Source organism: Pseudomonas rhodesiae (genome assembly GCF_007858255.1).
In the GTDB taxonomy this organism is placed as follows: domain Bacteria; phylum Pseudomonadota; class Gammaproteobacteria; order Pseudomonadales; family Pseudomonadaceae; genus Aquipseudomonas; species Aquipseudomonas rhodesiae.
In genome coordinates this window covers 1-13,659 of record NZ_VFEU01000048.1, presented here as the reverse complement: position 1 = coordinate 13,659, position 13,659 = coordinate 1, and the positions used below count along the sequence as shown (strand labels likewise).

General features: G+C 53.9%; 14 protein-coding genes and 2 pseudogenes. 8 read left to right on the top strand and 8 right to left on the bottom strand.

Annotated features, from left to right (window positions below; genetic code table 11):
• The 3 genes from istA to FIV35_RS28950 form a co-directional block, all read right to left on the bottom strand.
• Positions 1 to 1,420, bottom strand: a 1,420-nt coding sequence (gene istA / locus FIV35_RS28965) for an IS21-like element ISPst3 family transposase (RefSeq protein ID WP_146375114.1), incomplete at its 3' end; no start/stop codon positions are given.
• A gap of 349 nt (positions 1,421 to 1,769) precedes the next feature.
• On the bottom strand, positions 1,770 to 2,312 hold the full coding sequence (locus FIV35_RS28955; protein WP_034139977.1) for a cysteine hydrolase family protein: 543 nt from the start codon (positions 2,310 to 2,312) through the stop codon (positions 1,770 to 1,772).
• 100 nt (positions 2,313 to 2,412) lie between these two features.
• Entirely contained in the window at positions 2,413 to 3,303 is an 891-nt protein-coding gene (locus FIV35_RS28950) for an MBL fold metallo-hydrolase (RefSeq protein WP_034139978.1), read from the bottom strand.
• 230 nt (positions 3,304 to 3,533) lie between these two features.
• Here FIV35_RS28950 and FIV35_RS28945 point away from each other — a divergent pair, with 230 nt between their 5' ends.
• Entirely contained in the window at positions 3,534 to 4,565 is a 1,032-nt protein-coding gene (locus FIV35_RS28945) for a GlxA family transcriptional regulator (RefSeq protein ID WP_083377938.1), read from the top strand.
• 59 nt (positions 4,566 to 4,624) lie between these two features.
• Here the strand turns inward: FIV35_RS28945 and FIV35_RS28940 are convergent.
• Positions 4,625 to 4,992: pseudogene (locus tag FIV35_RS28940) on the bottom strand (hypothetical protein); the annotation flags it as partial.
• Here FIV35_RS28940 and FIV35_RS28935 point away from each other — a divergent pair.
• Positions 4,987 to 5,298, top strand: a pseudogene (locus tag FIV35_RS28935) (KUP/HAK/KT family potassium transporter); the annotation flags it as partial. The pseudogenes FIV35_RS28940 and FIV35_RS28935 overlap by 6 nt on opposite strands.
• Before the next feature lie 43 nt (positions 5,299 to 5,341).
• On the opposite strand, the gene FIV35_RS30145 reads toward FIV35_RS28935, so the two are convergent.
• The 3 genes from FIV35_RS30145 to FIV35_RS28925 all read right to left on the bottom strand — a co-directional run bounded on the left by FIV35_RS30145 (position 5,342) and on the right by FIV35_RS28925 (position 6,954).
• Positions 5,342 to 5,470 (bottom strand): hypothetical protein, encoded by a 129-nt coding sequence (locus FIV35_RS30145; protein WP_256675350.1) that lies wholly within the window; start codon positions 5,468 to 5,470, stop codon positions 5,342 to 5,344.
• A gap of 92 nt (positions 5,471 to 5,562) precedes the next feature.
• Positions 5,563 to 6,204 (bottom strand): hypothetical protein, encoded by a 642-nt coding sequence (locus tag FIV35_RS28930; RefSeq protein WP_034139980.1) that lies wholly within the window; start codon positions 6,202 to 6,204, stop codon positions 5,563 to 5,565.
• Between the two features lie 12 nt (positions 6,205 to 6,216).
• Entirely contained in the window at positions 6,217 to 6,954 is a 738-nt protein-coding gene (locus tag FIV35_RS28925; RefSeq protein WP_033902320.1) for a HupE/UreJ family protein, read from the bottom strand.
• 513 nt (positions 6,955 to 7,467) lie between these two features.
• Between FIV35_RS28925 and FIV35_RS28915 the strand changes: the two genes are divergently transcribed.
• The 6 genes from FIV35_RS28915 to FIV35_RS28890 all read left to right on the top strand — a co-directional run bounded on the left by FIV35_RS28915 (position 7,468) and on the right by FIV35_RS28890 (position 11,001).
• The gene (locus FIV35_RS28915) at positions 7,468 to 7,767 is read left to right on the top strand and encodes a metal-sensing transcriptional repressor (protein ID WP_033902319.1); all 300 of its coding nucleotides are present in this window, start codon (positions 7,468 to 7,470) and stop codon (positions 7,765 to 7,767) included.
• A gap of 7 nt (positions 7,768 to 7,774) precedes the next feature.
• Positions 7,775 to 8,911 carry a nickel/cobalt efflux protein RcnA gene (locus FIV35_RS28910; protein ID WP_034139981.1) on the top strand — a complete coding sequence of 379 codons (1,137 nt, stop codon included), beginning with the start codon at positions 7,775 to 7,777 and terminating at the stop codon, positions 8,909 to 8,911.
• A 13-nt stretch (positions 8,912 to 8,924) separates the two neighbouring features.
• Positions 8,925 to 9,362 carry a YqaA family protein gene (locus FIV35_RS28905; protein ID WP_034139982.1) on the top strand — a complete coding sequence of 146 codons (438 nt, stop codon included), beginning with the start codon at positions 8,925 to 8,927 and terminating at the stop codon, positions 9,360 to 9,362.
• Positions 9,359 to 10,102, top strand: coding sequence for a TraX family protein (locus FIV35_RS28900; RefSeq protein ID WP_052199027.1), 744 nt, complete (start codon positions 9,359 to 9,361; stop codon positions 10,100 to 10,102). Before FIV35_RS28905 ends, FIV35_RS28900 begins: the two co-directional genes overlap by 4 nt.
• A 240-nt stretch (positions 10,103 to 10,342) precedes the next feature.
• Complete coding sequence (locus FIV35_RS28895) at positions 10,343 to 10,537, top strand: co-regulatory protein PtrA N-terminal domain-containing protein (protein WP_034139983.1); 195 nt, start codon at positions 10,343 to 10,345, stop codon at positions 10,535 to 10,537.
• A gap of 131 nt (positions 10,538 to 10,668) precedes the next feature.
• Complete coding sequence (locus FIV35_RS28890) at positions 10,669 to 11,001, top strand: DUF2790 domain-containing protein (RefSeq protein ID WP_034139984.1); 333 nt, start codon at positions 10,669 to 10,671, stop codon at positions 10,999 to 11,001.
• 1,255 nt (positions 11,002 to 12,256) lie between these two features.
• Here FIV35_RS28890 and FIV35_RS28885 read toward each other — a convergent pair.
• Complete coding sequence (locus FIV35_RS28885) at positions 12,257 to 13,561, bottom strand: IS1380-like element ISPa33 family transposase (RefSeq protein ID WP_010793081.1); 1,305 nt, start codon at positions 13,559 to 13,561, stop codon at positions 12,257 to 12,259.
• Positions 13,562 to 13,659: the final 98 nt, after the last annotated feature.

Sequence of the window (13,659 nt, the reverse complement as noted above, 5' to 3'; positions counted from 1 at the left end):
ACAAGTGGGTTTCGACGCTGGGTGGTGGTTCGGTCGCGGCCAGGCGCGCCACGACATTGAGGATGTGTTCGGCGCTCAGGCTGCCGCTCTCCAGTACCAGCTCAACGGCTACCAGCACGGCATCGAGCCCGGCGACCGGTACGGCAGCCAGAACTTGCGCCATGATCCGGTCACCGCCGGCATGACGCCCCAGACCGTGCTTAAGCTGACGCAGCGGCGCTGGCAGATCAGCAAAGGGCGCTCCGTTGCGCAGCGCACCGGGCTTGCGTTCGATCAGCGGGAGGTAGTGCTGCCAGTCATAGCTGACCTGGTCGCGATCCAGCAAGCGGACATGGCTGGCAATCAGCGCATCATCGGCCACCACCTCGATTCGCGTCGGATACAAACGGCTGCTGACCCACTTACCCGCGTACTCACATGGCACCGAGTAGCGGTTGCGCCCGACGCTGACCAGGCAGGTGCTGGAGACCCGCGCAGGCCGCTCGACGTAACCGTCGAATGGCGCTGGCACAGGCATCAGTTCAGCGCGCTCCAACTCCAGCACTTCGGCTACACTCAGCCCGCTGTATTGAGGGTGCGTCAGCTCGTTCCAAAGCGCGCGGCAGCGCTGGCCCAGCCAGGCATTGAGTTCCTCGAAGGAGTGAAAATGACAGTCCTGGGCGTCTAGCCAGATGCGCCTACGGCTGTCTTGCACGTTCTTTTCAACGATGCCCTTTTCCCAACCAGCGGCGACGTTGCAGAAGTCCGGATCGAACAGGTAATGCGCGCACATCACCGCAAAGCGCGCATTCACCGTCCGGCCTTTGCCCTTATTGACCTTGTCGACGGCCGTCTTCATGTTGTCGTAGATGCCCCGGCGCGGCACGCCGCCCAAGGCGCCGAACGAGCGTGTATGGGCGTCAAATAACATCTCATGGCCCTGGCTCGGATACGCCACAAGCCAGAACGCACGGCTGGCACACAGCTTCAGATGTGCCACCTGCATACGCCGGTAAATGCCGCCGACCAGCAAGCCTTCCTCGCTCCAGTCAAACTGAAACGCCTCGCCAAGAGCAAAGGTCAGCGGCACAAAGGCCTGCGACGCCTTGCCCTGTCCCCCTCGCCAGGCACGGATAAACGCGGTGAGCTGGCTGTAGCCACCGTCATAACCATCGGCTTTGATTTGCGCCAACAGCGCCTTGGCACTGCGCCGCTGTTGCTTGGGGCGCAGCGAATCGGCTTTTAGCGCCTGCTCTAGCGTGACGTGAAAAGGGCTGAGTTTGTTAAAGATCGCGCGGCGTTGGTACACCGGCTGCTTGGCCTCAGGTGCTCTGACCCACTTGCGAATCGTGTTGCGCGCCAGCCCGGTGCGCTTGGCTATCTCATGCAGCGACAGCTTGTCGCGGAAATACATCCGCCGAATTTTGCCCATCATTTCCATACTGATCACCCTGTGTTCTCCTGCTCAAAAATTGAGCAGAAGCAGTTGAACACCTGGGTCAGTTTTCAGTCGGCAGAACAGCCTCTACTGGGTCAGTTTTCGGTCAGCGGCAACAGTCTGGATGGATTCGGGGGTGCTCACCCCCGGTGGCATCGCGGCGGACAAGGCACTAAAGCTGTGAAAGCTTCCCGAACCCAGGGCCACTGATTTTAAGTGGCCCTGGCTCTGTCGATGCTTCAGCCAATTATTACGCCGTCAAGTTAAGTAAATCTAAACCACCAAATTGCTAGTGCGTTGATGATGAAAGCGATGGCCCCATGGGGCCCCGCAAAGTTAAGTCGTTGCGCGGTTAGACCGACAGGTACTCGTCCACCGATTTGACGGTGGCATAGCCGAACTCAAAGGCTGCCATCATCGTTGCATGTGCATGAGCGGCTGGAACGTTTACACCACCAAATGTGAGATCCAAAGTGGCGCAGGCATCGTGCAGCACAGTAACCGGATAACCCATATCCACCGCCGCACGTACTACTGCGTCGATGCACATGTGGCTCATCGCGCCTATGACTACGATTTCCTGAACATCAGCGGCTTCCAACTGCTGCTTCAGATCAGTTTCCCTGAAGGCGTTGATGTGTTTTTTTACGATTACAGGTTCATTACCTTGTGGAGCTACATCTGGTTGAATTTCCGCACCAGTGGATCCCTTTGCAAAGATCGGAGCACCTTCAGCGGACTCATGTCGTATGTGGAAAACAGGAAATCCCTTATCACGGGAGTGGCTGATCACCCGGATAGCATTCTCGACAGCGGTGTCGATGCCGGTCAAAGGCAGCTTGCCAGTGGGCAGGTATTCGTTTTGCAGATCAACTACTACAAGGCCACGTTTCATGAACGATCTCCGGTCAAATTATCCGAGCATAGGGATTGGTGGTGAAGGCTCAGGTCGGCAGGTAGAGCACCTGCCTTATTCCGAACCTAAAAGGTTTGAGTCAGAACTCCAGTGAAGCGCCGTCTTCCGGAATATCGACCCGGCTCTCGATACCTTGCTTCTTGACGTATGTGCGCAGCTCTTCACGACTCAGGGACATGTGGTTAATTGCATCCATGTGCACTGCGACGATTTTCGCGTCCTTCGCAGCCTTTGAGGCGCGTAAAACGTCTTCCTCGCCCATGATGATCGATCCCGTATAGCCGGTCATCATTGCTTTCCCAGCATTCAGTACGATGACTTCGGGATGATATTTCTCAATGGTCTGGTCGACCTCTTTACGCCAGACAGTGTCACCGGCTAGATAAAGGGTCTTGTAGCCTGTAGCTTGAAAAACGACGCCCATTGCTTCGCCAAGAGGCTTCGCTAAAGCGGGTACTGCATACATTTCGTCGGTGCCATGCTGACCACCGGTCTTGGTGATTTTGACGCCGCCGAATTCAGCTTCGTCAGTCAGTACGCGCACATTCCTGAAACCTTGGGAGCGAATTAACTTCGCATCGTCCTCATGCTGCGTGAACAGAGGGATGTCTTTCGGCAGTGCTTTTTGTGCGGCATCGTCCCAGTGGTCAAGATGCGTATGAGTGACGATGACGGCGTCAACACCAGAGATCACTTTTTCGGGCGACTCGGTCAGATCAACCAATGGATTGCGAAGGTTGCTCCGATAGGTATTTTCAAATCCTGGATACGCTCCCTTCTTGGCAAGCATCGGGTCGATCAGGAAGGTGGTGCCGCCGTAGGAGATTTTTACGGTGGCGTTACGAATTTCCTGCAAACCCACTTTATGAGATGCATCAGACGGCTTCGGCGTAGTTGTTTCCGCGAATGCCGTGGTGGCCCCTGCCGCGCAAGCAATGCTAAGGACGAGGGGAAGAGCTTTGAAGTTCATGGGGTGAATCCTGTTAATACATTGATGCCTCAATTCTTGCTCAATGCAATAAAGGTCAACAGTGGCCTGAATGACATATTTCGATATAATCGGGCCAAACGATCAGCCTTGTCCGCGAGTCCACGGGATCAGTTGCTTATACCGCCCACGCGATGCATCACCGTTGACCGTTGCTCATATATTCCTGTGCGCGCTCGATGCAAGCCACACAGCTACCTCGAGGATCACTGATGCAATCCATACGTGTTGCTGTTCTGGCTTTTGACGGCGTCAGCCTGTTCCATCTTTCCGTGCCGGGAATGGTGCTGGGGACGGCGCAGTCCGCACCTGGTGAACCTCAGTATGAGGTCAATTACTTCGCAGAGACGCCGGGTATGGTTACTAGCGACCAAGGTCTCGACTTAGCGGTTGCTCAAGGCCTGGAGCTGATGGAGGCCTCTGATGTAATCGTCATTCCAGCGTGGGCTGATCCATCGGTCGCTGCATCTGCGCAACTTGTGAACGCGCTGCAGCTCGCCCACACGCAGGGTAAGCTCATCGTAGGGCTGTGCTTGGGCGCGTTTGTGCTAGGGGATGCAGGGCTACTGGATGGGAGAGAAGCAACCACTCACTGGGCAGGCCGAGAAAAGTTTGCCCAACGTTTTCCCGCCGTTCGTTTCAGACCCGACGTGCTTTATGTTAGTGATGGCAATATCATAACCTCTGCAGGAACCGTAGCGGCTATCGACTGTTGCCTTCACCTGGTAGGCCAGAGACTCGGCGCTGGGGTGGCGAATCGCACCGCGAAGATGCTGGTGACGCCGCCGCACAGGCAGGGCGGCCAAGCTCAGTACGTGGAGCATCCTGTGCCACAACTGTCCAGCGAGACTCATCTGTCTGATGTTCTAACGTGGGCCCGTGTGAACCTTTCGAGTGATCTGTCGCTCGACGTGCTGGCGGACAGGGCGAGAATGAGTCGGCGCACATTTACTCGGCGATTCAGGGAAGCCACCGGAAGCACATTCTCAAAATGGTTAAACGCCCAGCGCGTTGTCAGGGCGCAAGAGCTGTTGGAGACGACTGACTTGCCTATTGAGTGTGTGGCGGGTGAGGCAGGGTTCGGAACGCCCTTATCTTTGAGGCAGCAATTCGGCGTTCATCTTGGCACGTCGCCGTCTGAATATCGGCGTACGTTTTTTCGTGAGATGAGTCCGGGCCGAAAAGCAGACGGAAGTGGGCCCACTGCCGAGTCATTTACTGAGTCTCAGGCAAAAGTTTACTGATGCGCATGAGCTCAGGCTGCATTATCCCTGACAACAGCGCGCAGCGCCTGCAGGGGATGCTAGACGGTCACACCATCTTGCCGTTTCACTTGGCTTCGGCAAGAATATCTGTCAGCCAATAACCGGCCAGGGGCACGAGCGGCGCCCAAGACTGCTTGTAGATCACCTCTGAAGTACCGGCGTTTTTTGTCTCATGCCCATAAGTACCAGACATGCCGCAGCACCCGCTCGCTTGAACCTGTAAATTCAGTCCCATGCGCTCATAGACTTGCTGCCAAAGGCCAATGCTGTTTGGCTCATTTGTCTTTTCAGTGCAGTGGGGAAGGAAGTAATACAGGGCAGCATCTTTGACGCTTTGAGTCTGTGGAAGCGCTCCGGCGAGCCACTCCTGAGGTAGTAATACGATGGGGACTTTGTCGCCCAGGGTCGACGGTTTGAGGTTGAAGCTTACGGCGAAGGGTTCTTCCGAGTCAGTCTCCACTTTGGCTTTATCGAGGAGCCTGACGTACCCGCAGCCTTGAGTGTTTGTCATTTGAGTGAGCTGGACTTCAGTCCGATGCGTACGACCTACGTCCTTAGCCGCGAGACCGTTATCCCGACCAAGCGGATCGGTATGGCTCGTTGGCGAGAAGGCTTGTTCGCTTTTCTGCTGAAGAACGCCAACAGCAACCTTAAATATTTCAACTTGCCGCTGAACCGAGTGATCGAACTGGGTACGCAGGTTGAGATGTAGAAACAAACAAGGCCGCAACTGCGGCCTTGTTCTATTCAGGGTGTCACTCGTGTGAGTGTCCGTGTGCAGCGGACTCGGAGGTTTCTCCTTTCTCACCACCGCCGCATGCCGTCATCAGGCCGAAGAAGCAGATCAGGAGCATCGAACGAAACAGGGTGGTTGGGATTTTCATGGAAGGACTCTTCAAAATTTGGATGAAATAAATGGTCTGGTGCTGGCTGAGCGCTGAATTATCGGCAGCAGGACAGCCATCGCTGTTTTGAATTACTGTTTGACGCTCAAGTAATCGCCGTTGGTTTTAAGTGCAATGGTCACGTCGTTGTTGCTGCGATTACGCCAAAACCAACCATGGGTGCCGTCAAAAATGGCCGTAAATTCACCCTTGTCACTTTTGACCTGCTTGCCCTTGCTGTAGCTGTGGAAGTAACCCTTCTCGCCGTTGTAGGGTTCGCCATGGGTATCGAAGTTCACAGGCCCACCAACCGCAGTCCATTCGTAGCTAACAGACTTGCCCTTCAAGACTTCGAGCTTTATTTCCGTCCCTTCACCTGGCTTGAGCGTGACGCTCATTTGATTCGTCTTCAAAGCTGAAGTTGGCGTGGGTGCCGGCTGAGCAACAGGTTTCGCAACAGGCTGGACTTGCGCGACCTGCATAGCTGGAGCTGGAGCTGATGCTTGCGGCGGAGTTGCATCCGCCAAAGCCTCTTGGGCCAGGATGATCTTCAGTTCGCCCATCTGGGTTAGCCCTAATGCTCGGCCCACACCTGTTGGATCAACGGCGTATTCCGAAGGCATGACAACAGTCACCAGCAGACCGACAGCAGTCAGCAGTGCAATGACAGTCGAGCGCACCAGTTTGCGAGTGCTTGGCAATTCATTAACAGTTGGAAGCGGAGTATTAAACATGGTCAGAATTCCTTACGCGGAGAGAAACAGGCCGGTGATTTGGTAACCCATTAGCAGAAACCCGGCACTCATCATGGCGACGTTGGCGGTATAGGCGTGGCGCCAAAAACCACCAGTGCGACGCCAGTACCCCATCAGGATGAGAATCGCGCTGAGGGCCAGTAATTGACCGATCTCAACGCCAACATTGAAGGCGATCAGGTTCGGAATCAGGCCATCAGGCGAGATCTCGTACTCCTGGATCTTCGTCGCCAGACCAAAACCGTGGAGCAAGCCGAAGATCAGCGTGGCCACTTTGGTGTTGGGTTGGAAACCGAACCAGCGCTGGAATGCGCCCAGGTTGTCGAGCGCCTTGTACACCACCGAGAAGCCAATGATGGCGTCGATGATGTACGAGCTGATGCTGACCTCTGTAAGTACGCCAAGCAGCAGCGTGACCGAGTGTCCCACCGCAAACAGCGTGACGTAGAGGCCCACGTCTTTCAGGCGGTAGAGGAAGAAGATTACTCCGAACAGGAACAGCAAGTGATCGTAGCCCGTCATCATGTGCTTGGCGCCCATATAGATGAACGGCAACAACATGATTCCGGTGCTTTCTTGGATGAAACCCTTGTCACCTTCAGCGACGGCATGCGCCATCGCTTCGGGCATGCCGAAGAAAAGTGCCGCCAAAAACAAAAACAACAGTAATAGCGGGCGATGCGAGGGCGCAGAGAATGCGCCAACACCGCTCATTGAGTACGAATGCATGAATTAATCCTACGTTGCAGTGATCGTGGGCCGCATTGCGGCCATGGTCAGGATGCGAACGCAGGACGGGGTGGACGCTCGATCAAAAATATCGGCGGCAGCGGAACAGAGTGTCGAAGCGCATCGACCCGGATGGCTAGCATAGGGGATGTCGCCAGCATCAACGCGGCAGTGAGTTGCGGCGTCTCGTGCTGATGATCAGGGGTCAATGGCGAATGGTAGTGATCTGAAAGACTTGAATAGCTGGATGAGGCCTCTTCGCCGTGGGAATGATTGGCGTCTTGTGTGATCTCCCAGGCTGGCTGTGTCGACGTCACTGATACCGAATAGGTATGCCCGGCCCAAGCCACCAACATAGCGAGAGCAAGCGCGATTACCACCGTTATTGTCAGTGTCCTGCTGAACATGGAGTTCGGTTTTCTACCTGTTGAATGGGGCTTTCTTACGTTTGACTATATCCTCCTAGGGGGGATAGGATGCCAGCATAATTCATTGAAGCCTGAGCCTCAAGTCATGAGTGAACACGAACAAGAACACAGCCATCCCCACACTCACCAAAGTCATGAGGCAATCATCAAGCGCCTCAAGCGGGCGGACGGTCATTTGCGAGGCATCATCACCATGATCGAAGAGGGGCGCCAATGCGTGGACATCGCACAGCAGTTGCATGCTGTAGAAAAAGCGGTGTGCCAAGCCAAGCGGACGCTCATCCAGGATCACATTGATCACTGTCTAGAGGACACCGTTTCGGCACTGGGTAATGGCGAGCGCGCACCGTTGGAAGCGTTCAAACAAATCACCAAATACCTCTAGGTTAAACATGCCAAACTTCGCTGAACTGCTACAACAAGGCGGGGCTCACGCCTGGTTGTATTTCCCGAGTGCTATCTTGCTCGGAGCCTTGCATGGCCTGGAACCTGGTCATTCAAAAACTATGATGGCGGCCTTCATTGTGGCCATCCGTGGCTCCGTCAAACAGGCAGTTTTGTTGGGCTTGGCCGCGACGCTGTCGCACACCGCAGTGGTGTGGTTGGTCGCCATCGGCGGCATGTACTTGGGCAAAGGCCTGGATGCCCAAACCACGGAGCCGTATTTCCAGCTAGCCTCTTCTGCACTGATCATCGTGATTGCGCTGTGGATGCTGTGGCGGACTTGGCGTGGCGAGCAAATGTTCAAGTTCGAGCAAGGTGGCGATCAACACGATGGCGAGCATGATCATGGGCATCATGATGAGACTCACCGTATTGACACTGGCCATGGCCGCGTTGAGCTTTCGATATTCGAAGAAGGCATACCACCGCATTGGCGTGTGAAGACATTGGCCGGCCACGCATGGACAGCCTCAGATGTCCGCTTGGTAACTACTCGCCCGGACGGTAGCACCCAATCGTTCTCTTTCGTTGAGCGCGAAGGCTTCCTGGAGTCGACGGTCGATATTCCCGAACCACACGAGTTCAGTGCTCGCTTGAGTTTGGGTCATGCAGGTCACTCCCATGACTATGATCTGGAATACCTAGAGCATGATCACGGACATGCCCATTCCGAATTGGAAGGCCTGGAGTTGTCGATTGATGGCTATCAGGATGCGCATGAACGTGCGCATGCCAACGATATCCGTAAGCGTTTTACTAACCGCGAGGTCACGACGGGCCAGATCATAATGTTTGGCCTGACTGGAGGACTAATTCCCTGTCCTGCCGCCATCACAGTTTTGTTGCTTTGTCTTCAGGTCAAAGAAATTGCGCTGGGAGGCATGCTCGTCCTGTGCTTCAGCATAGGATTGGCGCTCACATTGGTCATCGTCGGAGCGGCGGCGGCAATTGGCGCTAAGCAGGCTTCCAGCCGCTGGCCGTGGCTAGGCACAGTAGCTCGTCGAGCACCGTATCTGTCCAGTGTCCTAATCATCGGTGTTGGTCTGTACGTAGGTTTCCATGGCTGGATCGGCCTGAACGCATAAGGGCGATGTCCAAGTGTTTGAGCTCACCAGCTACGTCGGTCTTTTCCTGGCGGCATTCGGCGCCGCTACGCTGCTACCAATGCAGTCTGAAGCGGTACTGGTTGGAATGTTGCTTTCCGATCAGTACGTCACCTCAATACTTTTGGCGGTCGCTACTTTCGGCAACGTGCTTGGGTCTGCATTGAACTGGGTGCTGGGCCGCTCCGTTGAACGGTTCCGCCACAAGCGATGGTTCCCTGTGAGCGAGGATAAGCTGGAGAAAGGCCAGCTGTTCTATCTTCGCTATGGGCGCTGGTCTTTACTGCTGAGCTGGGTGCCAATCATTGGGGATCCGCTGACTGTCGTCGCCGGCGTGATGCGAGAGCCTTTTTGGAGTTTTCTGCTGATCGTAACTTTGGCCAAGGGTGTGCGCTATCTTGTGCTGACCGTCGTAACAATGGGGTGGGCATGATAGCTGCTCATGCGTTTCTTCGCTCCTCACTTGAGGGACGAAGCAGTAGCCTGGATCTGATCAAGTGGCTTGCAATGATGACCATGGTTATTGATCACTTACGATTGGTGTGGCCGGAGATGAGCAATCTGTTCATCCCAGGGCGCCTTTCCTTTCCTCTCTTCTGTGTGGCCATTGCTGCCAACGTGGCGCGTTCCAAACCAGGTGAATTGCTGACACCTTCGAACGGTCGATATCTTACGCTGATACTATTGTTCGCCGTTATTTCAGAAGTGCCATATCGCTACATCAGTAACTCGGGCTCATTCAACGTCCTGGTTACCTTAGCGTTAGGATTGTTGATTGCATGGGGATGGCAATATCGCACTCTTTTGAGCTGTGTTATGGCGCTGATTGCCGCAGCTATTGCCTACATCCTAGACGACCCACTGATGTATGGGCTTTATGGAGCACTGGTTCCAGCGGCAGTTCTCCTCGCAATCAAAAAACCCGGTGTTCTTTGGTTGTTGCCTGCTGCTTTATGCCTATTGATCAATACCCGGAGCAGCATAGTAGCCAGGGCGTTGGACTTTGAAGTCTATTCACTGATGGCATTGAGTACCGCGTTCGTCGCCCCCTTGATAGGGCTTTGGCTATTGCGTCAGAGCTTTACCTTCAAAGTCTGGCCAGTGCGGCAATGGGGATATTGGTTCTATCCAGGGCACCTTACCCTACTACTGGCTCTACAGCGCGCAATATAGCTAGCGATACTCTCATTAGGGATAAATAGGGCCAGGATGTACCTGCCCTGTTCTGCGTGTGGGCCAGCGTTGCGGTTTATTTTACTATTTGGGAATAGCTAAGCTGGTTGAAAACATATCGAGAGTTAAAGTGAGGTGCATTACCTACAGCAAATAATTGCGAAGATGTAATCTCGGCGCAATCACCTGGATATCTTGGTTTTGCTAAGCTGGCTTCATTATCCAATGAGGCTTTCCAATATGAAAATTTACAAAGTATGTATGCTGATAACCGCTTTTTTCATCTCATCCCTTGCCCTGGCTGAGGGAGGAGGAGATCGGACATTTGAAAGAATGATGCAAGCGAGTCAGCAGGCCATGAAAAATCATGCTGAAAAGAACACTCAAGGCCAATCCATCTCGTTAAAGAAAAATAGCTCGGGCAAAGAAGAGTGATTTTAGATAGGACTTAATAAACCTGTCATCAGTTTTGATAACGGATTTTCACGTAATTGAATTGCGTATGTTCAAGCGCCTCCTCTTGACGTTCCATGACTGTTGCGTGTAGCTCGTTGAGGTCTGATCAAATGAAAAGTTTTAAGGTGCTCTTTATTGCAGCGATTTTTGCCTATTCATCAACCATACTTGCTGAAAGTAGCGGAGATGACGCGTTTGATAAGAAAATGCTTGATAACAGTGTCGCTATGGATCTATATGCCGCTAGCAAGGGAAAGATAGCACCAATAGTGAGGCAATATAACTATGGAATGAAAATTGATATGGTTAAAGTTGTCAGCGTGGTAAAAGCCGCTAAAGCTTGCGGGCCCACGCCAGCTGCCATGACGTATGAGGATTCACAAGGCGAGCTTAACACGCTTAGATATATGGTTTATGGTGACTGCAAAGCTCATGGTGGTTGAGACGCTCAACATCAAAAGTTAATAGTTTTAGTTTATTTCGGTAAAATGTATCCCTGACGGGCTAATAACCCGATTAGGGCAAAAATCAAAACTCTTTCGTTTTCATAGCAAATGACAGGGGCCTCACGGCCCCCCCCGTGTATCCCCAGCTGACATACCACGCCTTCTGTATTTAATCGGGACGTCGGATCACGGGCAAAATCGATGAAGACCTTCCTCACAAATTCTCCCAATACCCCATGCCGGCTCCCCAAAAATATTATTGCCTGAGTTACTTGCTACTGCAGCCTGCCTATTACCGGCTACGGCTACTAGGCCATGACTAACTATTGGAAAGTCGCACAATATTAACAAAGACGCTGCAAGCTAACCCTGACTGATAATTAAGATGAGGCCTTGGAAGTATAAACCGGGAACGTTTAGATACGTAACTGGATGGTCATGGCAGAATTCGGACTATCTTAGTGCTCCAGCAAAGCGACTAAAACCGCGCTAAAGCGCAGAGTTCGTTTGTGTGGTCGGATACTTGATTTATCAGGAACTGATGAGTAGAGAAATAACGACAATGCCTCATGGCTAAGAGAAGTATTTATCCTCGGCAAGGATGGGAGAACGAAAAAAAGACGCCCCGAAGGACGCCTGAAATATCACCTTAAAGGAGCCACATAAGGTGAATGGTACAGCATAAGGACAACGCTGAGTCATAGACCTACAACCATTGGCCTACGTAGAGCTAACCGGATGCGCCAGTTAAACTCTATAACTCATGGTAATTATAATGAAATGAAGTTAACGAGAAGATGATTCCAAGCTTACATTTTTGACATTTTTAATTATGACTGCTTTGTGATACAACCCTCCCGATAAATCCAAGATCTAAAATATACGTGCAGAGGTAAGGGGGTAGATAAAGAAGCCAGCTCAGTTCTCCTGAAGACCCTACAGTCATAAAATGCGTAGTTGACAACTTAACTGTTCGTATCCATTAAATTGGATACACTAGATCAGGCGGGCAGTAGTAGCCTGACTCGACTGCACCACTGGAAAATCGAGGAAAAATAGTGTGTAGCCATCAGTGGAAGTATCTACACTAGCCCGGATTTCTCATGAGGCCGGCAGGCGTGGCCGGTGAAGCCTCGGTGTATCAACAACCTGCCTTCCACCGCTAAAAATTGATCGTTTTTTATTCAATTCCCGCGTATGGGGCGCACTGCCCCCTTTCCCCCATTGAGCCGGGCCGGGGGCGCCCGCCTGTTCAGGTCGGCTTGAGGCGGGCAACCAGCCCCGCAAAGAGTTCCTGATGCGGATAGGCCTCGCTGATCAGCACGCGGATGCGCCGGCTGTTGCGAATGATCACCGCACCGATCTTGAGCAGTTTCAAGCGCAGGTTATGGATGCTCATGCGCGCCAATGCGGTGCCCTGGAGATGATCGCGTAGCCGTTCGAACAGCACATAGGCAAAGGCCGACAGCATCAGCCGCCACTGGTTGGTCCACCAGCGTGGGCTGGAGGTGCGGTCGGCGAACAGATCCAACTGTTGGTCCTTGATCCGATTCTCCATGTCGCCACGGCCGCAGTAGTCTTCGTAGTACTGCTGGGCAGCATCCTCGGCAAAGCGGGACACGACGATGAAGCGTGGATTGGCACCCTGCTCGCCATGTTCCAGGCGCGACACGACCAGGCGGCGCCTACGCCAACTACCGGCCTGATAGAGGAAGCGATACACGCCGGACATCTTCTGCCCGGTTTCTTGGTAGGCCTCGGCGACCGCTTGCATGGCCGGCGCCGCCATCCGCTGCAGGCGGGTGTTGCGGGCCAGACCCACCACATAATCCACCTGCTTGCGGTCACACCAGTCGAGCATGCGATGTCGGCAAAAACCGCCGTCACCGCGGAACACGATGCGGGTCTCTGGCCAGAAGCGGCGAATGAACTTGACCAGCAGTGCCAGGATGGCCCAACTGTGTCGGGCGCCATCGATGTTGCTCGGGCGCAAATAGCTCACCAGCAGATGGCGACCACAGAACACATAGAGCGGCAGGAAGCAGTAATGGTCGTAATAGCCATGGAAGAAGCGCCCTTCCTGATCACCATGCACCGGCACATCGGTCGCATCGAAGTCGAGCACGATCTCAGCCGGCGCCTGGTCATGCTGGGCGATGAAGTGCTCCCACAGCAGGCGATGGGCTTGCACCACCGTTTCGCGATCGGCTTGCTGTTCCAGGCGCCCCAGAGTGGATTTGCCGGCCAGCGGTTGCAGGCGGTTGACCGCAGTCTGCAGCGCGTAGTCATGGCGCAGGCCGTCATGATCGTTGAGATCCTCGTAGCCGGCGGCCAGTGCATAGATACGCTGGGCGAGCAGTGTCTGCAGTCCATGCTGGACACGCCCAGGATCACGCCGATCGGGAACGATTTTGGCCAGGCGGCGGGTCAAGCCATGTTGCCGGTCGACCTCGCGCAGCAGCAACAAGCCCGCATCCGAGGTGATGTGACCACCGGTGAAAGAGGCCTCGACGAGGCGGCGAGAGAGGGGTGAAAAGTGGAGTTTTTCTGGTAGCATTTTGTGCGCGGCTGAAGACTTATGGGGCTTTGTTTGGCGACAAGAATCATAAGGCTTTCAGCCGTTTTTGTTTATGCGGTCATGAGAAATCCGGGCTA